We start from the raw sequence: 23,588 nt of genomic DNA, 5'->3' as shown, positions 1-23,588 counted from the left end.
AGATCGGGATTCGTTCGTGCGCCCTTATGTTGCGCTGCGCAATGAGAATGGGGGGCAACGTACCCGCCGTGTCCGTACAACCGGAGACATGCTTTGATCCATCGCCCTGCCACGCCGTCCGTGATCGGTCGGCCAGATGTCATCGCGCAAGCGCACGCCCGCTCGCTTGAAGTCGGCCTGCGTGCCTCTGAAACTCCGGACTTTCATCCACTGCGCCATCTGGCGTTGCGTGAACTCGTCGATCGCAACCAGTCGCTCTATATCCATGCACTCCCGGTCATGGAGAGCCTTCACGCGCAGATCGTCGACACCCAGAGCATGGTGCTTCTCACCGACAGCCACGGGATCATCCTGCATAGCCTCGGCGATAGCGACTTCGTCGCCAAAGCCAATCGCGTCGCGCTGTGTCCCGGCGTGTCGTGGGCCGAGGCGGATCGCGGCACGAACGCGATCGGCACCGCGCTGGTCGACGGGCAGCCGACCGTCGTGCACGCTGGAGAACACTTCCTGCACGCGAACCGCATTCTGACCTGCTCGTGCGCACCGATTGCCGACCCATTTGGACACACCATTGGCGCGCTCGATGTCAGCGGCGACACGCGCGGCTTTCATAAACACACGCTCGCGCTCGTCAGGATGTCGGCGCAGATGATCGAAAATCATCTGTTCTCCAATCAGTTCGCCGACGCCATTCGCGTCCATTTTCACGCCCGCGCGGAATTCATCGGCACCTTGTTCGAGGGCCTCGCGGCATTCGCACCGGACGGCACGTTTTTGTCGGCGAATCGCAGCGCCCTGTTTCAACTCGGTCAGCCACTTGCCAGCCTGCAAACGCAGCCATTCGACGCGCTGTTCGGCATCGGCTTCGCCACGCTGTTGCAGCAGACCGCGCGCGCGCCGGGCGAGAACATGGTGCTGACATTGCCGAGCGGCGTACGCGTGATGGCGCGCGGCGAATATATGCCGCCGCGATATGTTGCGCCGGTTGCGCCGGTCGATGGCTTTCCCGGCACGTCGCGCACGACCACCGCAAACGGCACGCGCGCGGCAACGGCCCGGCCTTGTGAACCGGCGCCCCTCGCCACCCTCGCCACCCTCGAAACACTCGACACGGGCGACGCGCAAGTGTCCGCGATCCTGCGGCGAGTCGCGAAGCTGCGCGGGCGCGATATTCCCATGCTCGTACTCGGCAAAACCGGCACCGGCAAGGAATGGCTCGCCCGCGCGATCCACCACGATTCGCCGCGGCGGGCCGCGCCTTTTGTCGCGCTGAATTGCGCGTCGCTGCCGGACACGCTGATCGAAGCGGAGCTGTTTGGCTATGAGGACGGCGCGTTCACCGGCGCGAAGAAACGCGGCAGCGTCGGCAAGATCGTGCAGGCGGACGGCGGCACGCTGTTTCTCGACGAAATCGGCGACATGCCGCTCGCCCAGCAAGTGAGACTGATGCGCGTGCTGCAGGAGCGCACCGTCGTGCCACTTGGCGGCACACGGGCGATTCCAGTCGATCTGCGGATTATCTGCGCGACCCACCGCGACCTGCGCGCAATGATCGAAGCGGGCACCTTCCGCGAAGACCTGTATTACCGGATCAACGGACTCGTCGTGACCTTGCCGGCGCTGCGCGATCGCACCGATCTGCTCGCCCTCGTCACGCGCATGCTGGCATTGCAGCCCGCTGGCGAACGCTTGCCGCGACACGTCTCCGAGGCCGTGCTGGAACGGTTTGCACAATGCCGCTGGCCGGGCAATCTGCGGCAGTTGGCGAACGTTTTGCGCACCGCGAGCGTCATGGCCGAAGGCGCGCCACAGATCGAGCTCGAAGATTTGCCGGAGGACTTCCTGCAGGATTGCGTCGATAGCGCTGTTCATGACGTGGTGGATCCGTCCGCCGCTCTGTCTGGTAACGAATGCGGCGTGCGTGCCACGATGCCGGCCCCTGAGCAGGCTTCACCGGCTCGCATGGAAGACTGGCAGACCACCCTGATCGCGCAGACGCTTGAGCGACTCGACGGCAACGTCTCGGCGGCAGCGCGCGAGTTGGGTCTCGCGCGCAATACGGTGTATCGGTATCTGCGCCGTGGCAACACCCATTGAAGGCGCTGCACGAACGTCTGTACGCGCTATGTGAGGGTACGGCCGGTGAGCGCGGTGCGTAGCGTGTAAAGTGTGGCGCAGTCCGTCACCGATTTACACGATGTCCGATCCTGCCCGCCCGCCTCTGGTGCGCGTCGAACCGCTAGGCCAGAGCTTCGAAGCACCCGATTCGCTCACCATCCTCGAAGCCGCCGGCTTTGCCAATCTGCGCCTGCCGCGCTCGTGCCGCAACGGCACCTGCCGCACGTGTCTGTGCAAAATGACAGCGGGACGCGTGCGCTACACGATCGAATGGCCGGGACTCAGCCGAGAGGAAAAAGCCGAAGGCTATATCCTGCCGTGCGTGGCGATCGCGGAAACCGACCTGGTGATCGATGTGCCGGACGCGGTCGGATCGGCGCCGGGATAGAGCTGGCTGCGCGCCACCGCTCGGGGCCGGGTGACCACGTGCGAGCGGCACGGCGAGCATCAACGAGCGTTGCCCATCGCCCGTTCGATTTTCTTGTCGGTGTTGTACTCGCTCAAGGCATACACCGACCAGATCGCAGCCGGAATCCAGCCGATCAGCGTGATCTGCAGGATCAGGCAGATGATCCCGGCAATCGGGCGGCCGATCGTGAAGAACTGAAACCACGGCAGAATGATCGCAAGCAATAGACGCATTCAGATTTCCTGTTGATTTTTAGCAGACCACGCATGCTTCGATCGCAAGCGCCATCGTCACAACGCGGCCGTCTAGCTGATTGGTGCGAAGCGCGGCACCTTGTCGCCATCGGCCTCGACCAGCTCGAAAAACACCGAAGCCGGACGCGTTCAGATCGTACCATTGCTGGCTTTATAGACGATCAGATCGGCGCGAAGCGCGGCACCTTGTCGCCGTCGACTTCGACCAGCTCGAAAAACACCGAAGCCGGACGGGTCCAGATCGTACCATTGCTGGCTTTATAGACGATCATCGTAATGTCCGGATCGGACTCCAGCGTCGCCTCGCAAACCAGTTCGTAAATCCCGCCTTTGTAATGCCGATAACGCATCATTCGAATCCTCCTGGTTAGACACGGCTGGCGTTACGCTCAGCCGCCCTCTTTCATCTGCTTCAGAATCTTGTAGACGGTGGCGCGCCCCATGGTGAGCACAGCCGCCACGTAGTTCGCGGAGCTGCGGCCACGAAACGCACCCTGCGCATGCAAGGCCTCGACGATTTCGCGCTTGTGCTCACGCGTGAGCGCATTGACGCCGATCTGCCGCTCACGCAGCCACGTGTGCAGGAACGTGTTGATGCGGTCCTGCCAGTCGTCGCGAAACAGGTCTTCTGCCGGCGCTTCGCTCAGCGTGCCGCCTTTGATGAACAGATCGAGCGTCGAGCGGACGTCCTCGAACACGGCGATGTTGAAGTTGACGCACAGCATGCCGGCGGGCTTGCCATCGTCGTCGAACAGGATGTTGCTCACGCAGCGCATGCGCCGGCCGTCCCAGTTGAGCTTTTCATATGGCCCGATCGTGCGGCCGCGTGCCGCGTAGTGAACTTCATCGAGCACCGACGGCCCGCCGACTTCGAGCCTCGACAGGTTGTTGACGAGATACGCGATGGTCTGATCGCGCAGGTCGTGAATCACGACTTCCGCGCACGGATAAAACAGCGCCGCGATGCCGTCCGCGATGGGGGCGTAGCGCTCCAGCAGCAGGTCTTTCACAGGAGAGACGTTAGTCTTGCGCATGGGGAAATCGAAGTGTTCGAGGGACGCGCCGCCGCATTCGCAAAGGTGAGCCGATACGGGAGCGCCAAGGTTAAAACAGCAAGCGTGGCAAGCCCGGCAATGGGGACTGCCGTGCGCGGCAACTCGCCATTGTAGCCACGCAGATCGACGGCCGCGACCGCGATGACCTGGCAACAGCGCGGCATGCCTGTTGGCGCGTTGACACGCCGTGATTTTTGTCCGCTTGGCGAGCGATTTTTTTTCGTGCGATAACAGAATCATCTATTTCACGGAGCAACCGATGGCCACGCTCGAAGCGTTTCGCGCCGTGCTCGATGATGACGGCACACCGGAAATCATTCGCAATCACATCATCGATTCGCTGCAATACACGCTGCGCAATCACGGGCAGATTTTTACCTCGAAGGAAGTCGAATGGCTGGCCGCCTGGGATGACGCGCGCATCCCGCTCGCGGCGTCCCGCGAATTGCAGAAACGCGTTGCCGAAACCGCCCGCTGAGCGCCGCCCGTCGTCGCCACTGCGGTGCGGTCCATGGTGAGGCGCGCCGGTTGGGGCTGACGTTTCGCGCTCAAAGCCTCACCGGCCGGGCGTCTCACCTGCGCGCGGAAGTTTTTGCTATCCAATTAGCCCCATTTAGTGCATCATATTGGAATAGCTGTATTCCGCATCTGTAGCACCGGCAGTCTCCAATCGGCATCTCCGCACCACCCCCGACTGTTCGACCGCCGTCTGTCGGCGATCCCGTCACTCCGGCAATGCGCCGCATGCATTCGCCGTCGCGAGTTGTGCAGCTGAGTTGTTCAGCTTATACGCGCCCGGTGTCCGCGCGACATCAGCGTGTTTCTTCTCCACTGATTCCGCGATTTCGCGCGGCCGCGCTCAAGCCCTTGCCATTGGGCCTGTGCCAACCTTTTTCCATGGCGGCGCGCCCCAAGGTGCTGCGCTCCCCGGCCGGTCGTGCCGCGCGTAACACGCGTGACACGCCGGCCACGTAATACAGGACACGTGCTTCATGAATTCAGTTGTCAAGACTTACAAGGGTTACGAAATTCACCCGCTCGTCTATCCGCGCCGCCCGACGGACGCGCAGACGGGCCGCAATCCGGACGCAGGCTACGACGCGTCGGTGCGCATCTGCCGTGTGGGCGCCAATCCGGCTGCCGACGGCCGTGTGTTCCGTCTGCAGTATTTGTTTCCGTTTGACGGCACGGGCAAGGCGCGCATTGCGTGCATGGCCCACGCCGAACAATTGATCGACGGCCGTATCGACGGCCAGTCCGTCGCCGATCTTTGAGCGGTAATATCAGCGCATTGGCTGGTTCCGCACGGCGCAGGGCATAAAGGCCCTCCGTCAACCGTATCAGATGTTGTGCCGAGCGGCGCCGCCGACCGACCAACACCCCTTATCCCATCGACCAGGAGTTATGCATGGCGAAAGAAGAACTGCTTGAACTTGACGGTATCGTCGACGAAGTACTTCCGGATAGCCGTTACCGCGTTACGCTCGACAACGGCGTGGTGGTTGGCGCTTACGCGTCCGGACGCATGCGCAAGAACCACATCCGTATTCTCGCGGGCGACCGCGTCACGCTGGAACTGTCGGTTTACGATCTGACCAAGGGCCGGATCAATTTCCGTCACAAAGACGAGCGCGCCACCGGTGGCGGCGGCGCACGCAATACGCAATTCCGCCGTCGTTGATACCGGCGGTGCGCTGACCGTCTTCTGAGCGGTTGTTGCGTGACTGATTGCACTGAGTTGTTCGCGTAGCCTTTCGCGCGCCTTCTCTGGCTTGACTCCACAACTCGAGCCTGAGTGGCGCGCTGCGGCGCGCCCCCGTCTCTCCGCCTTTTTCTATAAGCCGAACACCGCTCCGAGATCCTCTCCGGCGGCGCTTTTGCGCACCTGCTCGATCACGCGCGCCTCCAGTTCCGAAAGATGCTCCCGCATGGCCGTTAGCGCTGCTGGCAGGTCGCCCGCATCGAGCGCCTCGATGATCTGCATATGCTCGTCCGCCGAGCAGGTCGACCCCTTCGACGGATCGAACAAGGCCTTGTACAACTCGGTCTTCGCGACCAGTTGCCCGACCAGTCCGAGCAATTCGATGCCGCCCGCGAGTTCCGTCAGCAGCACGTGAAACTGGCCCGCGAGCCGCACGGACTCCTCGATGGCGCCCGCAGCCAACGCCTTCTCCTCGCTGCGCACATGCGCGCGCAAGCGACGCTTGTGGGCCGCGCTCAACGTGCCGCACAACCCGGCGACGATGCCCGCCTCGACGATCTGCCGCGCGCGATACACCTGGCGAATATCCTCTTCGGATGGCGACGGCACGAACGCGCCACGATTCGCTTCCAGCACCAGCTTGCCCTCGAACCCGAGCCGCGCCAATACCTTGCGCAGCGCGCCGCGCGTACAGCCGAACGTCGCGGCGAGATCGCGCTCGACCAGTTGCACGCCGGGCCGCAGGCGGCCTTGCAGGAGCGCCGCGGTAATCGACGTATAAATGCGTTCCTCGACACTGGTCGAATGGGCGTCGACAGTGTCCTGGACGGGTGTTCCGGTAGCGGCGGGCAGCAGGCGCCGGGAGCGTGAGGCCATGAATTCAGTCACGAAAGAGGGAGCAATGTCGCCCGGCATTGTAGCGGCGGCTGGCGGCCCTCGCCACGAGCGAGCCAGATCCGCTATACCGGACATCAGATAAATGGTTAACCATTTTAGGTTATTATTGTTGACCAAAATCATGGTTGCGCGCGCTTTTTTGCGCCGGCTGAATCTTTGGATCGCCCTGCCGTCGTGGGTCGCAGTGCTTTAGCGCTCGCGGCCCACGCCAACCTCTCGTCCCAGGTCTATTGTGAATTCGCCCTCCAGCGCCCGCTCGACACCCCGCCACCCAAATCAGACAGCCCGTGCGCTGACGTGGCGGGATGCTGTCTGGCTGGGCGCGATCGTCGTGATCGGCATCAATCTGCGGCCCCTGCTGACATCGATCAGTCCGTTGATGACGACGATCCGCGATGCCACCGGGCTGAGCTTTTACGGCGCATCGTTGCTGACGAGTCTGCCGGTCGTCGCGATGGGCATCGGCGCATTCGGCGCCCAGGCGCTGGCCCGTTCGATCGGTGAAACCCGCGGCGTGGCGCTTGGCCTGCTGGCGATCGCCCTTGCCTGCGCGGCGCGCTGGGTGGCGGCAAGCGGCGGCACGCTACTGTTGACGGCAGCGCTCGCGGGCGTCGGCGTGGCGGCAATTCAGGCGTTGCTGCCGGCCGTGATGAAGCAGCGCCTTCATACGCGGGTGCCGTTGGCGATGGGTGTTTTTTCGGCGTCGATCATGGGCGGCGGCGGGCTTGGGGCAAGACTGAGCCCGTGGGTCAGCGCCGCGGTGGAGTCGTGGCATGCAGGTCTGGCTGTATGGGCCGTCCCCGCTTTGGTTGCGCTGCTTTGCTGGCTGGGACTGAATCGCATGCCGTCGCGCGGCAAGGCTGCGCCGGCGTCCGCGGCAGCGCCGTCCATTTCGCTGTGGCGCAAGCGCCGCGCGTGGACCTTGGGATTGTTCTTTGGGATCGTCAACGGCGGCTATACGAGCCTTGTCGCGTGGTTGCCGGCGTTCTATCAGCAGCACGGCGCGAGCGTGGCGGATAGCGGTTCGCTGCTGGCGTGGATGACCGTTTTTCAAGCCGCGTCGGCGTTGCTGCTGCCGCTTGCCGCCGCACCGTTTGTGGATCGCCGCCCCTGGCTTGCAATTGGACTGTCCGCGCAGTTGGTGGGATTGCTTGGGCTGATCTTCTGGCCGGATGTGGCGCCGGTCGTTTGGGTTGGCGTCGCAGGCGCGGGGCTCGGTGGGACGTTTTCGCTGACGCTCGTGACCGCGATGGATCATTCGGCGGATCACGCCATGACCGGCAAGCTCATCGCCTTCACTCAAGGTGTCGGGTTTATTGTCGCCGCGATTGCTCCGGTGATTGCTGGGATTGTCCGCGGTTTGAGCGGCGGGTTTGGCGCCGCCTGGATCATGCTGGCCGGCAGCGTGGTCGCGATGATTGCCGTTAGCCTGGTGTTTTCACCCCAAAGTTATGGGGAGTGGCATTGATTCGAGCGTCCGCGTCCGCTGATCGACTATCCGAGTCGATCCTTTAGCTTGCATGCTCAAGCGTCGAGAGTCTTACGCACTCGGTAAGGTATCCGACGAACAAACAGATATTCCCGATTGTTGATATCGGTCGAGATATTTATTATCTCACTCAGGCTATTCGCCGCACCCATTTGCAAGACCGTCATGCGTCGATAAACGGCGGCAAAAGTAGAACATGGTGCATAACGCGGTCGTCATGGAAGTTCATTAGTTAGGAATCTTTATAACAATAAAAAAGCCTTTTCTGGAAAAGCAAGGATTAGCGTCCGGCTCACTGGCGCAGCTTATTGACCGGGCAGGAACACTAGAAAAACAGGGGCAACTATTTCTATACGTCGCAGAGACGGATAAAAAAGTATGCAAGAACAAAGACGTGTGATCAAACGAGACGGCTCCCCTCAACCCATTACCAAATCCGGATCGCTGTCGGCAAGAACAAAAGCACGTCGCGTACTAGCGCGCGCTGCCTGGATTTCGCTTGCGCTGGCACTCGCAGCATGTAGCGGACATAGCGGCACCGAGACGACAACTTCCGGACCGACGCCGACTTTGGAAAGTATGGCGGCCAAAGCTGCCGGGTCGGACACAGTCCCGCTGCAATTGTCGTTGAAGATGAATACGAATGGCCTGTCATCGGAGGCGTCTAACGACCGTTTCATTATCAAGTACAAAAACGGCACCGATGAGCGCGGATCAACCTCAGCGGTCCAGTCAAGACTCCAACGGCTGGCAGGCGCATTTCCCACCAAGGCGCGCCACCTGCGCCGCATGGGCGTCGGCGCCGATGTCGTGACAACGGAGCGCAAGCTGGACGTGAAGGAAGCCAAAGCATTCATGCGCGCCATTGCATCGGACCCCAACGTCGAGTATGTAGAACCCGACACAGAGATGTCCACGACGATGGTGCCCAACGATCCGGAATATTTCAGGCAGTGGAGTTTAACCTCCAACCAGACACCGAAGAACACGGCCCCTGGAATACGGGCGGAGGGCGCCTGGGATGTGGCGAATGGTTCAGGGTCCGTCATCGCAGTGATAGATAACGGCGTCACCAGTCATAGTGACCTGAATGCCAATATCCTGCCGGGATACGATTTCACCGCCAAAGACCGGGGCGGCAATGGCACGAATCCGGGTCTCACGACAGAGACATGCGCAGTCCAATGGCACGGCACGCACGTCGCGGGCATCGCGGCTGCTTTGACTAATAACGGCAGCGGGATTGCGGGGGTTTCTCCAGCAGCGAAGATCGTCCCAGTACGGGTATTGAACGCGTGCGGAAAAGGTTATACGTCCGATATCGCTGATGGCATTGTATGGGCAGCGGGTGGCAGCCTTTCGGGCGTCTCCCGCAATGCCTATCCCGCGAAGGTGATCAATGTGAGCCTTGGTGGCGGCGGCGTCTGCGAAACGACCCTTCAGGACGCGATTGATTACGCGACCGGTCAGGGTGCGGTTGTCGTAGCAGCGGCGGGTAACGACGGCAATAGTGCAACGAATTTTTCGCCTGCGAATTGCCGCAACGTTATCAATGTCGGCGGTAGCAATCGCTATGGTGCAAGGTGGCTTAGTTCGGACTATGGGCCGACCGTTGACATTGCCGCGCCTGCCGACTCCATCTGGTCTACCTACAATAGCGGGACCGCCGCGCCGGGGAATGAATCGTACGCATTCCTCGCCGGCACGTCGATGGCTACGCCAATGGTGAGCGGCGTTGTCGCGCTCATGCAGTCGGTCGCTCCCACGCCGCTGACTCCTGATGAAACGCGCACCCTGCTCACACAGAATGTCCAACCGTTTCCGAACGGTCAGCCGGATCGGCCTGTCGGGCAAGGCATTCTCGATGCGAACGCCACTGTCATTGCCGCACGGTCTGGAAAGATTCCAGTAGCGGCGAATTTCAAGTGCTCGGAAGCCACCATGCTCATGCAGGTGAAATGCACAGACCTGTCCACCGAAAGAGGCGTGCCCATCAAATCGCGGACCTGGAAGTTTGGCGACGGTCGTGCTGATTTTGTATCCGCGCAGTCGGTCAATCCAACCGTGAACTATGACTATCCCGGCATTTACGAAATCACTTTCACTGTTACGGACAGCAATGGAGCCATTAGCACACTGACGCGCCCCTTTCAGGTCTTTCCCCCTGCCGTGACGGATATCAGCGCCAATACTCCAGCGACGTTTTCAGCGAATTCGGGCGATATGCTGTATTTCGCGCTGGATGTCCCGGCGGGAGCCAGGAACCTGACGTTCAGACTGTCGCCAGGTGCGAACGGCGAAACGGGGACGCTGTACGTCAGAGCCGGCACGCCTTCGGTGCTCCATCCGGACTGTGGGAACGTCTGGTCGAACGGCGTGGACGCCACCTGCACAATCGCCGATCCGGCACCCAAGACCTACTACGCCATCGTGAACGCCAACAGGAAACTTAACGGCGTTTCCATCCTGGCGACCTATACCCAATAAACCGGTTAGGCCAGAAGTATGCCCCTGTGTCATTACTACGGATCACGGGGGCGTACTTTTCACACAATAGACAGCCCAATAGATCAATCTCATACAGTCTCGCGCCAGTGCTCAGAATCCCCTTTATCAATCACGATGACGCTGACGTGAATGCTCTGATCGCAAGTGCCGATGCGTATTTTTCCGTGCGGCGCATGAGCGAGGCGATGAACGATTACCGCAAGGTGCTAACCGTGCGGCCACACGACGCGCACGCGTTGCATCGTATGGCGCTCGCCTGTGTTCATACGGACGAAATCGATCAGGCGTGTGCATACATTGAACAGGCCTTGCGAGCCGCGCCCGACCGCGCTGACTGGTGGGAACACGCGGGATTGCTTGCTGCCTCGAAGACAGACTATGCAGCGGCTGAGACGTTTTATCGTCGCGCTATCTGCATGGCGGGTAGTACCGCCAGCCTGCACAGAAATCTTGCCGATTGTCTGCGTCTGTCCGGCCGCCTTTTCGAGGCAGTCACGCACTACGAAAAGTCGATTGAGATTGAGCCGGGACTGCATCACGCTGTTCGTGCGCTGGCCCGGATCAATACAGCACTCGGAAGAATCGGTGACGCCGCAAACTACTGGCTACGCGCGTGGGCGCTCAATCCGGTCAACTTGCAAGATGGACTCGACCTGATTGCGGCACTGGCAAAGGCCGGCCGCACGCGCGAACTTGACGATGCGATCACGCAGATCAGAACCCGCGTTTCCGGCGATGCTGAAGCGCTAAAGTCACTGGCATTCGTATTGAACACCAACGACCGCTTCAGCGACGCGCTCAGCGTAGCCATGCAGGGACTCGCCATCGATCCGCATCACCCCCTCCTGCATCACAACGCGGCACGAGCACTGAGCATACGCGGCAAGATCGCGGAGAGTCGGCCGCACAGTATGGAAGCGGCGCGGCTTTTGCCGGATAACCCGCATCTGCAATTCCACCTTGCGGGTGTTCAGCTTGGTCTTGGCGAATTTGAAGAAGGCTGGAAGCGATACAAATGGTTTTACCGCCTCCCTGGCAAGGAAAAAGAACCGGTTCGCCCCAACTTTCCCGAGTGGAACGGCGAAGCCGTCGCGGGCTGCCGGTTCCTGCTGGTGGGTGAACAGGGGTATGGCGATGAAATACAGTGCATCAGATTCGCTGCATGGCTACATCAGAAAGGCGCTGTGGTCGATGTGCTGGTGAGTCGACCAATAGCCGAACTGGCGGCGAGCATGCAAAGCGTGCGGACCGTATTGACCACCATGCCGCCCGGCCCATATGACTACTGGTGCCACATGCTAAGAATGCCGGAGCATATGAAACTCGAATTGCCGATGCTCCCCATTGCAATGCCCTATCTCGCCGCAACGCCAGAGAAAGTGCGTCATTGGCAGAGTTACATCGAAGCTATTTCACCAGACCGGTTACACGAAAAAAACAAACGTATCGGCCTGATGTGGGCAGGCAGCCCTGAGCACGTGCTCGACCGTTACCGGTCGGTCCGGCTGGATGCGCTGAAGCCACTTCTCGCGCTTGCGGGGGCTAGCTGGTATTCAGTGCAAAAAGGCGACCGTGAGCGTGAAAGCGAAGACCTGACGAACGAGTTTGACCTGCATACGCTGGGTCCAGCGATTAACGACTTCACTGACACGCTCGCCATCCTTCATGCGCTCGATCTGCTCATTACGGTCGATACCTCAGTTGCGCATCTGGCTGGCGCGGCGGGTCGGCCGGTCTGGGTGCTCGTGCCGGCCTACCTTGAATGGCGATGGTTGACCAACAGAACGGATAGCCCCTGGTATCCGTCAATGCGCCTGTTCAGGCAGCGGGAGCCAGGCGAGTGGGACGCGGTTATCGAGGAGGTGCGGGAGGCGCTGCTGGAATGGTGTGGGCGCGCCACTTCGGTGCATCCGCGATGAGCGCCCCGTATCGGTGCAGACGCGATTCCACACACTATTCATAACTGTGTGATTGCGTTGACTTTCAATGCCACACAATTGTGGCACGACTGTTGCTCTGATCTTCTAGCCCGCAACGATGCGGGACTGACAATGCCGCGCGAGACGCGCTGTCTTCGGAACCTCAAAGGCTGACCTGTTACGCACGCGCTTTCGGGCTTAAGCCATTATTTGTCGGGCAACGATGTTCGACTTCGCCATATCCGGCCGCCGACAATCCATACCTCATGCTGCGCGTCCTCCTCGTCACCGATACCGATAAACCCATAGGCGAGTTGCGCGACACCCTCGCGCGGCTCGGCTACGAGATGCTCGCCAGCACCGCGACGCCGCACGCCCTGCATCGCGTCGTCGAAAGCGAACGACCGGACGTCATCATCATCGACACGGAATCGCCGTCACGCGATACGCTCGAACAGCTCGCGGTGATGAACGCCACTGCCCCGCGTCCCGTGTTGATGTTCAGTCACGATACCAACCAGCAACTGATCCGCGACGCCGTCGGCGCAGGCGTCACGGCCTATCTCGTCGAAGGTCTGGCGACAGACCGGCTCGCGCCGATTCTCGAAGTCGCGCTCGCGCGCTTTGCGCAGGAGTCGCAGTTGCGCGAGCGCCTTGCGCAGGTCGAAAACGAACTCGCCGAGCGCAAGCTGATCGACCGCGCCAAGCGTCTGCTGATGGATCAGCAGAAAATCACCGAACACGCCGCCTACGCGAATCTGCGCAAGCGCGCCATGAACCAGGGCGTGAGACTCGCCGAGGTCGCGCGCGCCATCGTCGCGTCGGCCGACTCGCTCAAATGAAGCGCCGCCCATGAACTCTCCTGCACCGCTCGCCTCGTCGTCCTCATCCGGGTCCCTTGAGAAAACGCACCTGCGCCTCGGCTTCGTGTCGCTGTCCGATGCCGCGCCGCTCATCGCCGCAAAGCTGCTGGAGTTCGGGCACGCGCACGGCCTGACGCTGGAGTTATGCCGTCAACCGTCGTGGGCGGCCGTGCGTGACAAGCTGCTGTCGGGCGATCTCGACGCGGCGCACGCGCTCTACGGTCTCGTCTACGGTGTGCAGCTCGGCCTGGGCGGCCCGCAAACGGATATGGCCGTGCTGATGGTGCTCAACCGCAACGGCCAGGCCATCACCCTGTCGAATCGTCTCGCGGATGCGCTGGCCGAACATGGCACGCTGGCAGACGCATTGGCGACGCTCGGCCGCAAACCGGTATTCGCGCAGACCTTCCCCACCGGCACGCATGCGATGTGGCTGTACGACTGGCTTGCGTCGCAAGGGGTGCATCCGCTGCGCGATATCGAAAGCGTCGTGATTCCGCCGCCCCAAATGGTCGCCGCGCTCGCCGAAAACAGGCTCGACGGGCTCTGTGTCGGGGAACCGTGGAATGCGATGGCGCAAGCGCAGGACGTCGGCCGTACGATCGCTTATACGAGCGAGATATGGCCCGATCATCCGGAGAAAGTGCTGGCGTGCCGACGCGATTTTGTCAGCGCGCATCCGAATACCGCGCGAGCGCTCGTTCAAACCATGCTGGAGGCGTGTCGCTGGCTCGACGGCGTCGGGCATCGCGAGGACATCGCGCGTTGGCTCGCGCGCCCGGAATTCATCGGCATCGATGAAGCGCTGATCGCGGCGCGACTCGGCAACGAGATCGCGCCGTCGACCCCGCAACGCCTGCCAGTACGGTTCTTTGAGAATGGTGCGACGAATTATCCGCGCGCAGTCGAGGGCGCGTGGTTCCTCACGCAGTTCGAGCGCTGGGGCATGATCGATGCGCGCACGGACTATGCGGAGATTGCCGCGCGCATCAATCAGACGCAGTTGTATCGCGAAGCGGCCGCGCAGGTTGGCGTACCGGTGCCGGACGACAAAGTTTCGTAATTGCCGATCGACGGCAAAAACGGCGCGAGGCGCGTGGGCGGCGAGTGATCACCGTCCTGCGCGCCTCGTCTTCAGTTAGCGCAGGTTAGAAGTTGAAGTTGTCGATATTGCTCGAATCGAACGTGGTCGGCGGTCCGAGAATGATTTCCCCTTGCGGTCCGATCGTGCGCTTGCCCAGCTTGCCCGCGTCGAACGATTCGCCTTCCTTGCCGCTAATCGTCCCTGACGCCAGCGCCGCTGCCGCATAACCCGCCAGATAGCCGAGCTGATTCGGGTCCCAAAGCTGGAACGCCTTGACCGTGCCGTTTTTCACGAAGGCACGCATCTGGTTCGGCGTGCCCAAACCGGTCACCGCTACCTTGCCCTTGCTCGACGAGGTCGAGATATAACGCGCTGCCGCTGCAATGCCCACCGTGGTCGGCGCAACAATTGCCTTCAGGTTCGGATAGGCCTGCAGCAAGCCTTGCGTTTCGACGAACGACTTCTGATCGTCGTCGTTACCGTACGCGATTTTCACGAGCTTGATCTTCGAGTACTCTGGCTTTTTCAGTTCCTCCTGCATCCACTTGATCCACGTGTTCTGATTGGTTGCATTGGGCGTCGCCGACAGCACAGCGAACTCGCCCTCGCCGCCCATCAGCTTCGACACGAGCTGGATCTGCCCACGGCCGATGCCTTCCGCGTTCGCCTGGTTGACGAACAGTTGCCGCCCTTCAGGCGCCGTGTCCGAATCGAAGGTCACGACCTTGATGCCTTGCGACATGGCTTTCTTCAGATACGGCACCACAGCGTTGGCATCATTCGCGGCGATCACGATCGCGTCCTGCCGTTGCGTGATCAGCGTGTTGATGTATTGCACCTGCGACGAGGCTCCCGCATCCGACGGCCCGACTACCTTGCCGACGCCTTTGAACTCCTTGATCGCCGACATGCCGCCGTCGTCGGCCATCACTTCGTAGGGGTTGTTGATCTGTTTCGGCACGAACGCGATCTTCAGACCGCTTTTCAGCTCCGCGGCGCCCGCCGCGCAGCTGATCGCCAGTAGCGCAACGCAGAGCGCAGCCGTACCGGTGTGACGTAGAGGTTTGAACATGAAGTGTCTCCTGCTTTGTTGTTGGACGGATGCTGTCCGGGTTGTCGGTATGGATAGGTCTGTGCAGCCGGTTTTACGAGGGAGAAGCAGACTATAAAGCGGACTTCGCGATAAAGCGCCGGTCGCGCGCAGCACGCCAGCGCGCCACCAGATTCGGAATCAACACTGACGCCAGCAGCAGCACGCCGGTGACGATCGTGAGCGTTTCGCTCGATACATCGTCGAGCGTCAGCGCATTTTTCAGCACGCCGATAATCAGCAGCGACAGCAGGACGCCGATCATCGAACCGCGTCCGCCGAAAATACTCACGCCGCCGAACAGTACCGCCGCGATCACCGACAATTCGAAACCTTCGCCGTTATCACCGCGCGCGCTGGTAAAGCGCAGCGTATAGACGACGCCTGCCAGTGCGCTCATCGCACCGGATAGCACGAAGAGCCGCAAACGGATCTTCGCCACTTCAATGCCTGAGAAAGCCGCGGCAATCGGATTCGCGCCGATCGCATACAGGCTGCGGCCAAACGCGGTGGCTTGAAGGAGCACGGTGAACACCACCGCGCCGATGATCACGATCACGAACGGCAGCGGAATAAACGTCGCGCCGAGCGTATCCATGCCGAAGGCCGTATAGCCCGCGGGGAAATCCGCTACCGCCTGGTCGCCGAGCAGCACATACGCGAGACCGCGAAACAGCGCCAACGTGCCGATCGTGACCGCAAGCGAAGGCAGATTGAGCTTGACGATCACCAGGCCGTTGAGCAGACCCGCGAGCGCACCGGCAATCACTACCAGCACGATCACGACCGGCATCGGCAAGCCCATGTGCCACAGCACGCCCATCAACGCACTCGACGCGCCCAGCACCGACGCCACCGAAAGATCGATTTCCGCGGCGACGATAATCAAGGTCATCGGCAGCGCCATGAGTGCGATCTCGGTGAGATCCGCGAGAACGTTGCTCAGGTTCGCGCCGGTCAGAAACACCGGCGACAGCACCCGCCCAAGCGCGAGCGACGCCACCAGCACGATCACCAGCAACACGTCCCATTGCAAGGGCGTTTCACGCTTGCGCGTGAGCAGCGCGGAATCAGGTTTAGCCATGATCGCGTTTCCTCATCATGCGTTTGGCAACGGAGCGGGCCAGCAAGGTATCGGCGGTAATCGCGGCAACGATCAGCGCGCCTTCGATGGCCTGCTCCCAGAATGGCGACACGTGCAGCACGACCAGCGCGATGCTGATCACGCCGAGCACCAGTGCGCCGAGCGCGGCGCCGAGAATCGTGCCCACGCCGCCGGTAATCGCGACGCTGCCCACCACCGCCGCGGCGACCACCTGCAATTCGATGCCCTTCGCCGTGCTCGCATCGACGGTGCCGAAACGCGCGAGCCACAATGCGCCCGCGAAGCCGGCAATCGCGCCGGACAGCAGAAAGCCCGCCATCACGCGACGCTCCACGTTCACGCCAGCAAGCCGCGCCGCCTCGGGATTCGAGCCGATCGCATAATGCTCGCGTCCGCCGCGAAACTGTTTCAGATACACCGCCAGCCCGACCAGCACGACGACCGCAATCAACGCAAGTGTCGGAATGCCGAACCAGGCGCCGGTGGCGAGACGGGAAAACGCGTCCGGCAAGCTGGTTGCGTTGATCTGGCCACCGTGCACCCACGCGTAGTCCGCGCCACGGAAGATATAGAGCGTGGAGAGCGTGGCGACCAGCGACGGCACGCGCCCCACCGCGACGAGCAGCGCATTGATGCCGCCCGCCACGAGGCCGATCGCCAGCCCGGCCGCCAATGCCACCAGCACCGGCATATGCGGAAACGCGACATAGAGACTGCCGACCGCGTAGGCGCTGATACCGACCGTCGACCCCACCGACAGATCGATATGCCGCATCAGGATCACCACCGTCATGCCCGCCGTCAGCAGGCTGATGATCGAGACATTCAACAGCACGTCACGCAGATTCTGCAGATTGAAAAACTGCGGTTTCGCGAGCCCGGTGCCCACGATCAACAGAATGAGCACCACGAACAGCGTCGTTTCGCGGCTCTTCGCAATGCTCGCGGCAAAACCGCCCGGCGTGCTGCCGGCGCGTTTCGCAATAGGCGTCGAAACCGGCGCGGGATGAGTCGAAGAATGCCGCATCATGCGACGCCCCCCGTAGGGACTTGCTTCGAGGCGCCTCCCGACGGCGGGATCGGTTGACCGAGTGCGGCACCCATGATGCGTTCTTCATCGGCCTCGGCGCGCGAGATATCCGCGCTGATACGCCCTTCATGCATCACCAGCACACGGTCGGCCATGCCGAGCACTTCCGGTAATTCGCTCGAAATCATCAGGACGGCCATGCCCTCGGCAACCAGTTCCGCCAGCGCGCTGTAGACCTCGGCTTTGGCGCCGACGTCGATGCCGCGCGTGGGTTCGTCGATGATGAGTACCTTCGGGCCCGTTGCGAGCCATTTGCCAAGCACTACCTTTTGCTGATTGCCGCCCGACAGCGTGCCGACCGGCGCATTCGGGTCGCCCGCTTTCAGACGCAAACGCGTGCCCCAGTGGCGCGCCAAGTCCGTCTCGCTGCGAGTGGAAATGAGGCCGTGTTTGACGAGCCGCCCGAGCACGGTCATGGAGGCATTGCGTGCGATGCTGAGTTCCAGCGCGAGCCCTTGCTGCCGCCGGTCTTCCGGCACGAGCGCCAGGCCCGCGCGCACCGCCGCGGCAGGTTGGCCTGCCGTGAGACGCTTGCCGCCGATCGAGATTTCGCCCGCATCGAGCGGATCGATGCCGAAGATCGCCCGCGCCACTTCACTGCGCCCCGCGCCGACCAGACCCGCCAGCGCGACGATCTCGCCGGCGCGCACGTCGAAGGAAATATCCTTGAACACGCCCACGCGCGTGAGGCCGCGTACCGACAAACGCACTTCGCCAGGCGTCAGGTTGGCCTTTGGATAGAACGTTTCCAGATCGCGGCCGACCATCTTCGCGACGATCGCCTCCGTGGTCAGATCGGCGGTGAGGCCGTCGAACACCTTCGCGCCGTCACGCATGATCGTCACGCGTTGCGTCAGCGTGAAGACTTCGTCGAGACGGTGGGTGATAAAGAGAATCGCCACGTCCCGCTCGCGCAGCTTGCGCACGATCGCGAAGAGCCGCTCCACTTCGGGCAGTGATAGCGCGGCGGTGGGTTCGTCCATGATCAGCACGTTCGCGTTCAACGACAACGCCTTGGCGATTTCGATCACCTGCTGATCGGCAATCGACAAACCACGTACCAGTTGGTCGGCGCGCAGATCCACACCAAGCGAGGCCAGCAAGCCGTCCACTTCGCGACGCATCGCGTCATACTGAATGCGGCCGATCCGGTCGACCGGCTGCCGCCCCATAAAAATGTTCTCGGCAATCGACAGGTCGAAGAACAGCGTCGGTTCCTGATAGATCACAGCAAGACCCGCATCGCGTGCTTCGGCAGGTGTCGCGAAGCGGCGCGCCACGCCGTCCACCAGCAGCTCGCCGGTATCCGGTTGATGCACGCCTGCAAGGATCTTCACGACGGTTGATTTGCCCGCGCCGTTTTCACCGAGCAATGCATGCACTTCGCCGGGCCACAGCGCGAGATCGCCGTCGGATAGCGCGCGGACCCTGCCGAATGATTTGCTCGCGTGCCGTAGTTCAAGCCTGGGCACAGCGGATGTCGGTTGCTGCACTACGTGTCTCCTTCTTTTTTTGCTTCAGAGCCGCTTCAGATGCGGTAGAAATGCTCCGCATTGCGGCGAAACAGCGCGTCTTTCTCGGCGACACTTGCGCCGTCGATGATCGACGCGTACGCACGCCATAGATCCGTGTAAGAACCAAACAGTCGATCGACCGGAAAGTTCGACGCGAACATCGCGCGCTCGACGCCGAACGTATCGATCGTTTCGAGCACGTAGGGCCGCAGGCTTTCTACCGTCCATTGATGATCGAACATCGCAAGGCCGCTGATTTTCACCGCCACGTTCCGGCAACCGGCGAGCAAACGCATCCCGTCACGCCACGCGCGATAACCGGCGACGCTGCTGCGATCCACGAACATGCCCGCGTGATTGACGATGAAGAGCGTGTCAGCGTGCGCGCGCGCCAGCGCGGCGGCCTCTTCCATCTGCGAGGGATACAGTTGCAGATCGAACGACATGCCATAACGGCGCAGCAGCGCGAAATGCTCGCGCCACACCGGCTCGCGCATGAAATGACGGCCCACGTAATTGAACAGTTTGTTCTCATGCACGTTCAGGATCTGCCGCACGCCACGCGTATTGGCGAACGCCGCATGCGCTTCGAGCAAGGCTGGTGCATTCGCCGCCGACAGATCCACGGCAACCACGAGCGCGTTCGGCATGCCGTGCGACCCGGCGCGATCCGCGATCGACTGCAACCAGCGCGTTTCCTCGACGGGATCGGCGGGATCGTGATTCGCCTCGACGTGCACCAGTTTCAGCACCTCGATATCGCCCGCCTCACCCAGCAGATCGGCGAGCAGATAGTCATGCTTCAGCTCACGCGCGTCGCCCACGAACGATACGCCGGGGTTTTCAAGCCACGGATAGCGATGCGTCTTCAGATCCCACAGATGGATATGCGAATCAACAACCTGCATGCAACACTCTCCGCGCGGTGAAGGTCAATCCGAAGTCGGTTCAAGAGCTGTCTGGCCTCGCCCGGTCAGCTTAGCGAGTTCAAATGAAAGACCGGTTCGAGCGGCTGCGAAAGCGGCGTGTGATCCGGCGCCGTTTGCATGATGTCGGCCATGTAATCCCACCATTTGCGCATCACGTCGAGTTGCGGCAATTCACCCATACGGTGATTCGTGCTGCGGGTGAGCACGGCGAAAAGAAAATTCGAGTCCGCGTCGAAGAAGATCCGATAGTCGCGCACGCCGGCGTTGTGCAATGCATCAACCAGTTCGGGCCAGATTTGCGCATGACGTCTTTCGTATTCCTCGCGCATGCCAGGGTTGAGCACCATCCGGAAAGCGATCGTTTCCATTGCGGCCTGTCTCCCGTCGTTTCCGGGCGCTTTTCCACCGAAACGTGGAAGCGTCTGGAACGACTATAATTCCTGCGTCGATAGCATCTCAATCCGTTGTTGGGATTGGGCGATCCAGAAACCGAATCGCACCGTGAATCATGAGCCAACACTCAGCTGCCGTCGCACTCGTCAATCGGCTCAAGTTCAAGCACCTTGCACTGCTCGTCGCACTCGACGACACCCGCAATCTCCATCAGGCCGCTGAGGCGGTCAACGTCGCGCAACCCAGCGCGAGCCGCATGCTCGGCGATATCGAAGAAGCCTTCGGCTTCCTGCTGTTCGAGCGCAACGCCCGCGGCATGACGCCCACGCCGCTCGGCGTCGTCACGCTGGCTTACGCGCGGCGCGCCCTTGCCGAACTGACGCGCTTCGCCGAAGACCTCGACGTCAAACGCCGGGGCGGCCATGGGCAACTCACCGTCGGTGCGATCATGGGCGCCGCGCCCGACCTGCTGGCCATGGCGGTTGCCGCGCTGAAAACCGAAAGCCCGTTGCTCAACGTGCGTATTCTTGGCGAAACCAGCGACCAGGTGGTGCAATTGCTGCATCGCCGCGAAGTCGATCTGGCGCTTGGACGCCTCACCAGTCCGCTGCAACACAATGATTTCAGTTTCGAACCCCTCGCTCGCGAGACCTTGCTGCTGGTGGTGCGTGCGGTGCACCCGCTGGCGCAGCGCTCGCGTATTACGCTGCGAGAACTGATCGACTGGCCGTGGGTTGCCCAACCCGTCACCAGCCCTGCACGTGTGCTGTTCGAAGAAGAACTCGCGCGCGCCGGACTTGCGACGCCGGTGAACCTGACCGAATGCGCGTCGATCTTCGCGACGCTGCAACTGCTCGAGAATTACGATGCCGTGGCGATGCTGCCGGAGTCGGTCGTGCGCGATCATTTGCGCGGCAAGCTGCTGGTCGCACTGCCGCTCGAAATCGGCAAGAGTCTCGCCGGCTTCGGCATTCTCACGCGTAAGGAAGAAACGCTCGCCGAACCGGCATTGCGTTTTATCGAGCTGCTGCGCGGTTTCTCGCGCAAGCTCACACGCGACGATGCCGCCGCGCCTGCCGCCGGTTCCGTGATCGACTCCGCACCGGTCAACTGACATTGATATCGTGCGCCATTGCAATCCGTCACTGCAGGTTAACGAACAGGCCGCCATCCACTAGCAGCGCGGCACCGGTCACATAGCGCGCGCGGTCGGAGGCGAGGAACACCACGCAATCGGCCACGTCTTCCGGACGGCCCAATCGGCCGAGCGGAATACGCTTTTCAAAGTAGGCCTTTTTTGCTTCGTCGGCGAGGTCTTCCGCATTCAGGTCGGTCGCGATCGTGCCCGGCATCACCGAATTGCAGCGAATGCCGTAAGGGCCCAAGGCGACCGCGCACGATTGCATGAGTGAATGCACGCCCGCCTTGGTTGGCGTGTAGTGAGTCTGCATGCCACCACCCACTAGGGCGCTGATCGAACTCGTCGCCACGATCGCGCCGCCCGTGCCCTGCGCTTTCATCTGCTGCGCGGCGGCCTGCGTGACGTAAAACGCGCCATTCAGATTGACGGCCACCGTCGACTCCAGCACTTCGGCCGGCATGTCGAGAAACGCATGGAACGGGCAGATGCCGGCATTGCTGGCAAGCACATCCACTTTGCCAAAGGCCTCGACAGTCCGACGCACGAGCTGCTGGCCCGTCTCGCGCGCGGCGACGTTGCCTTCGATCGCGATCACGCGCCGCCCCAGCGCCTCGATTTCGCCGACCACTTCTTCGACGGCGGAACGGCGTCCGTACGATGCGTCATTATCGCCCCAGTAGTTGATCGCCACATCCGCGCCTTCGGTTGCGCACGCAACGGCTATGGCGCGCCCGATGCCGCGTGAACCGCCGGTGACGATCACGACCTTGTCCTTGAGCAGCACGTCATTTCTCCTGTTTGCTGGAGCCACATTCAGTTTTATCGAGCCCGCTGCGCACTCAACGCGGATAAGGCCGCACCAGCGCGCACTCCGGATTCAGCCGCACGCCGAAGCCCGGCGTCTCGGGCACTTTCATCCGGCCGTTGACGGGCACCGGTTCATCGAGCAGGAGCGGCGTGAACATCGGCACCACTTCATCCGCTTTCGGCGCCATCATCAGAAACTCGGCGAATGGCGAGTTATGCCGCGTGACAACGAAGTGATAGCTATACACCGACGACCCATGCGGCACCACCATCACATTGTGGGCATCGGCGAGCGCGGAGATCTTGATCAGCTCCGTCATGCCACCGCACCAGCCCACGTCCGGCTGGATCAGATCGCAGCATTGCATCTCCAGCAGCATGCGAAAGCCCCAGCGCGTCGCTTCGTGTTCACCGGTAGACACCATCATGCCGCGCGGCACGTTGCGGCGCAGTTCGGCGTAACCCCAGTAGTCATCCGGCGGCAGACACTCTTCGATCCATTTCAGGCCGTATTCGTGAGCCGCGTGCGCGAGCTTCGTCGCGTATGGCACGTCGAGGCTCATCCAGCAATCGAGCATCAGCCAGAAGTCGTCGCCGACGCGGCCGCGCATCTCGGCGAGCTTGTCCAGGTTTTGTCTGAGGCCGGCTTCCCCTTCAGCAGGACCATGCTGCAACGGCAGTTTGCCGCCGATAAAACCCATGTCCTTCGCGAGGTCCGGACGTGCGCCAGTGGCGTAGAACACCAGTTCGTCGCGCACAGGTCCACCCAATAGCTGGTACACCGGTTCCTTGCGGACCTTCGCGAGCAGATCCCACAACGCGAGATCGACGCCGGAGATCGTATTCAGCACCACGCCTTTACGGCCGTAATACAGCGTCGAAAAGTACATCTGATCCCACATCTTCTCGATGTTGGTAACCAGTTGACCTTCGAGGAAACGCGCCAGATGTTTCTCGACGATAAACGCGCCGATCTCGCCGCCCGTTGTCACCGCGAAGCCGACCGTCCCGTCGCTCGCTTCGATTTCCACCACCAGCGTGCCGAGCACATTGATCCCGAACGACTGGCGGCTCTGGCGATACTCCGGGTAACGCGCCATCGGCGTGGAAATATGATCGTCGATCCAGTGTCCGCCGGGTTGGTCGTGATAGTCCGCCCCGCCGCCGCGGACGATGAAGGCACGCACGTGCCGGATAGTAGGCATGGCCATGAAAAGGGCT

23 protein-coding genes and 1 pseudogene are annotated in these 23,588 nt (G+C 61.7%); 11 read left to right on the top strand and 13 right to left on the bottom strand.

The window, feature by feature from the left end:
• The first annotated feature begins 93 nt into the window (after nt 1-93).
• Together PQR27_RS24035 and PQR27_RS24030 are read left to right on the top strand one after the other, a co-directional pair.
• Complete coding sequence (locus PQR27_RS24035; protein ID WP_408526139.1) at nt 94-2,097, top strand: sigma-54-dependent Fis family transcriptional regulator; 2,004 nt, start codon at nt 94-96, stop codon at nt 2,095-2,097.
• A 100-nt stretch (nt 2,098-2,197) separates the two neighbouring features.
• Entirely contained in the window at nt 2,198-2,506 is a 309-nt protein-coding gene (locus PQR27_RS24030) for a 2Fe-2S iron-sulfur cluster-binding protein (protein WP_408526138.1), read from the top strand.
• A gap of 59 nt (nt 2,507-2,565) precedes the next feature.
• Here PQR27_RS24030 and PQR27_RS24025 read toward each other — a convergent pair whose 3' ends face one another.
• The 4 genes and pseudogenes from PQR27_RS24025 to PQR27_RS24010 all read right to left on the bottom strand — a co-directional run bounded on the left by PQR27_RS24025 (nt 2,566) and on the right by PQR27_RS24010 (nt 3,815).
• Nucleotides 2,566-2,760: a YqaE/Pmp3 family membrane protein gene (locus PQR27_RS24025; protein ID WP_408526137.1), complete on the bottom strand. Its 195-nt coding sequence runs from the start codon at nt 2,758-2,760 to the stop codon at nt 2,566-2,568.
• A gap of 72 nt (nt 2,761-2,832) precedes the next feature.
• Nucleotides 2,833-2,904 (bottom strand): annotated as a pseudogene (locus PQR27_RS24020) (DUF1653 domain-containing protein); the annotation flags it as partial.
• A 38-nt stretch (nt 2,905-2,942) separates the two neighbouring features.
• Nucleotides 2,943-3,131 carry a DUF1653 domain-containing protein gene (locus tag PQR27_RS24015; protein ID WP_408528283.1) on the bottom strand — a complete coding sequence of 63 codons (189 nt, stop codon included), beginning with the start codon at nt 3,129-3,131 and terminating at the stop codon, nt 2,943-2,945.
• A 39-nt stretch (nt 3,132-3,170) separates the two neighbouring features.
• Complete coding sequence (locus PQR27_RS24010; protein ID WP_408526136.1) at nt 3,171-3,815, bottom strand: helix-turn-helix transcriptional regulator; 645 nt, start codon at nt 3,813-3,815, stop codon at nt 3,171-3,173.
• Between the two features lie 280 nt (nt 3,816-4,095).
• Between PQR27_RS24010 and PQR27_RS24005 the strand changes: the two genes are divergently transcribed.
• The 3 genes from PQR27_RS24005 (at nt 4,096) to infA (ending at nt 5,517) form a co-directional block, all read left to right on the top strand.
• Nucleotides 4,096-4,314 (top strand): hypothetical protein, encoded by a 219-nt coding sequence (locus tag PQR27_RS24005; RefSeq protein WP_408526135.1) that lies wholly within the window; start codon nt 4,096-4,098, stop codon nt 4,312-4,314.
• Nucleotides 4,315-4,828: 514 nt separating this feature from the next.
• Entirely contained in the window at nt 4,829-5,110 is a 282-nt protein-coding gene (locus tag PQR27_RS24000) for a hypothetical protein (protein ID WP_408526134.1), read from the top strand.
• 134 nt (nt 5,111-5,244) lie between these two features.
• Nucleotides 5,245-5,517, top strand: a complete 273-nt coding sequence (infA, locus tag PQR27_RS23995; RefSeq protein ID WP_012427521.1) for a translation initiation factor IF-1 — start codon at nt 5,245-5,247, stop codon at nt 5,515-5,517.
• A 153-nt stretch (nt 5,518-5,670) separates the two neighbouring features.
• Here infA and PQR27_RS23990 read toward each other — a convergent pair whose 3' ends face one another.
• A complete protein-coding gene (locus PQR27_RS23990) occupies nt 5,671-6,414 on the bottom strand; it encodes a GntR family transcriptional regulator (protein WP_408526133.1) in 744 nt (247 codons plus the stop codon).
• Nucleotides 6,415-6,667: 253 nt separating this feature from the next.
• Between PQR27_RS23990 and PQR27_RS23985 the strand changes: the two genes are divergently transcribed.
• The 5 genes from PQR27_RS23985 to PQR27_RS23965 all read left to right on the top strand — a co-directional run bounded on the left by PQR27_RS23985 (nt 6,668) and on the right by PQR27_RS23965 (nt 14,277).
• Nucleotides 6,668-7,903 carry a cyanate transporter gene (locus PQR27_RS23985; RefSeq protein ID WP_408526132.1) on the top strand — a complete coding sequence of 412 codons (1,236 nt, stop codon included), beginning with the start codon at nt 6,668-6,670 and terminating at the stop codon, nt 7,901-7,903.
• Nucleotides 7,904-8,302: 399 nt separating this feature from the next.
• Nucleotides 8,303-10,411, top strand: coding sequence for a S8 family serine peptidase (locus PQR27_RS23980; RefSeq protein ID WP_408526131.1), 2,109 nt, complete (start codon nt 8,303-8,305; stop codon nt 10,409-10,411).
• 146 nt (nt 10,412-10,557) lie between these two features.
• The gene (locus PQR27_RS23975; protein WP_408526130.1) at nt 10,558-12,351 is read left to right on the top strand and encodes a tetratricopeptide repeat protein; all 1,794 of its coding nucleotides are present in this window, start codon (nt 10,558-10,560) and stop codon (nt 12,349-12,351) included.
• A 266-nt stretch (nt 12,352-12,617) separates the two neighbouring features.
• On the top strand, nt 12,618-13,193 hold the full coding sequence (locus tag PQR27_RS23970; RefSeq protein WP_408526129.1) for an ANTAR domain-containing response regulator: 576 nt from the start codon (nt 12,618-12,620) through the stop codon (nt 13,191-13,193).
• Nucleotides 13,194-13,203: 10 nt separating this feature from the next.
• A complete protein-coding gene (locus PQR27_RS23965) occupies nt 13,204-14,277 on the top strand; it encodes a CmpA/NrtA family ABC transporter substrate-binding protein (protein WP_408526128.1) in 1,074 nt (357 codons plus the stop codon).
• A gap of 85 nt (nt 14,278-14,362) precedes the next feature.
• On the opposite strand, the gene rhaS is transcribed toward PQR27_RS23965, so the two are convergent.
• The 6 genes from rhaS to rhaM all read right to left on the bottom strand — a co-directional run bounded on the left by rhaS (nt 14,363) and on the right by rhaM (nt 20,394).
• Nucleotides 14,363-15,370: a rhamnose ABC transporter substrate-binding protein gene (gene rhaS, locus PQR27_RS23960; protein WP_408526127.1), complete on the bottom strand. Its 1,008-nt coding sequence runs from the start codon at nt 15,368-15,370 to the stop codon at nt 14,363-14,365.
• Nucleotides 15,371-15,461: 91 nt separating this feature from the next.
• Complete coding sequence (locus PQR27_RS23955; protein ID WP_408526126.1) at nt 15,462-16,472, bottom strand: ABC transporter permease; 1,011 nt, start codon at nt 16,470-16,472, stop codon at nt 15,462-15,464.
• Nucleotides 16,465-17,523 (bottom strand): ABC transporter permease, encoded by a 1,059-nt coding sequence (locus tag PQR27_RS23950; RefSeq protein ID WP_408526125.1) that lies wholly within the window; start codon nt 17,521-17,523, stop codon nt 16,465-16,467. Before PQR27_RS23950 ends, PQR27_RS23955 begins: the two co-directional genes overlap by 8 nt.
• Nucleotides 17,520-19,076 (bottom strand): sugar ABC transporter ATP-binding protein, encoded by a 1,557-nt coding sequence (locus tag PQR27_RS23945; RefSeq protein WP_408526124.1) that lies wholly within the window; start codon nt 19,074-19,076, stop codon nt 17,520-17,522. The genes PQR27_RS23950 and PQR27_RS23945 overlap by 4 nt, the downstream gene beginning before the upstream one ends.
• Before the next feature lie 35 nt (nt 19,077-19,111).
• Complete coding sequence (locus tag PQR27_RS23940; RefSeq protein ID WP_408526123.1) at nt 19,112-20,005, bottom strand: amidohydrolase family protein; 894 nt, start codon at nt 20,003-20,005, stop codon at nt 19,112-19,114.
• Between the two features lie 65 nt (nt 20,006-20,070).
• Complete coding sequence (rhaM, locus tag PQR27_RS23935) at nt 20,071-20,394, bottom strand: L-rhamnose mutarotase (protein ID WP_408526122.1); 324 nt, start codon at nt 20,392-20,394, stop codon at nt 20,071-20,073.
• Nucleotides 20,395-20,534: 140 nt separating this feature from the next.
• Here rhaM and PQR27_RS23930 point away from each other — a divergent pair, with 140 nt between their 5' ends.
• Nucleotides 20,535-21,533 carry a LysR family transcriptional regulator gene (locus PQR27_RS23930; RefSeq protein WP_408526121.1) on the top strand — a complete coding sequence of 333 codons (999 nt, stop codon included), beginning with the start codon at nt 20,535-20,537 and terminating at the stop codon, nt 21,531-21,533.
• A 28-nt stretch (nt 21,534-21,561) separates the two neighbouring features.
• On the opposite strand, the gene lra1 is transcribed toward PQR27_RS23930, so the two are convergent.
• Both lra1 and rhmD read right to left on the bottom strand, forming a co-directional pair.
• Nucleotides 21,562-22,344 (bottom strand): L-rhamnose 1-dehydrogenase Lra1, encoded by a 783-nt coding sequence (gene lra1, locus PQR27_RS23925; protein WP_408526120.1) that lies wholly within the window; start codon nt 22,342-22,344, stop codon nt 21,562-21,564.
• Between the two features lie 55 nt (nt 22,345-22,399).
• On the bottom strand, nt 22,400-23,578 hold the full coding sequence (rhmD, locus tag PQR27_RS23920; RefSeq protein ID WP_408526119.1) for an L-rhamnonate dehydratase: 1,179 nt from the start codon (nt 23,576-23,578) through the stop codon (nt 22,400-22,402).
• Nucleotides 23,579-23,588: the final 10 nt, after the last annotated feature.

It is taken from the genome of Paraburkholderia fungorum, assembly GCF_046027215.1.
Lineage (GTDB): Bacteria > Pseudomonadota > Gammaproteobacteria > Burkholderiales > Burkholderiaceae > Paraburkholderia > Paraburkholderia fungorum_D.
This window is presented reverse-complemented; position numbering and strand designations above follow the sequence as displayed.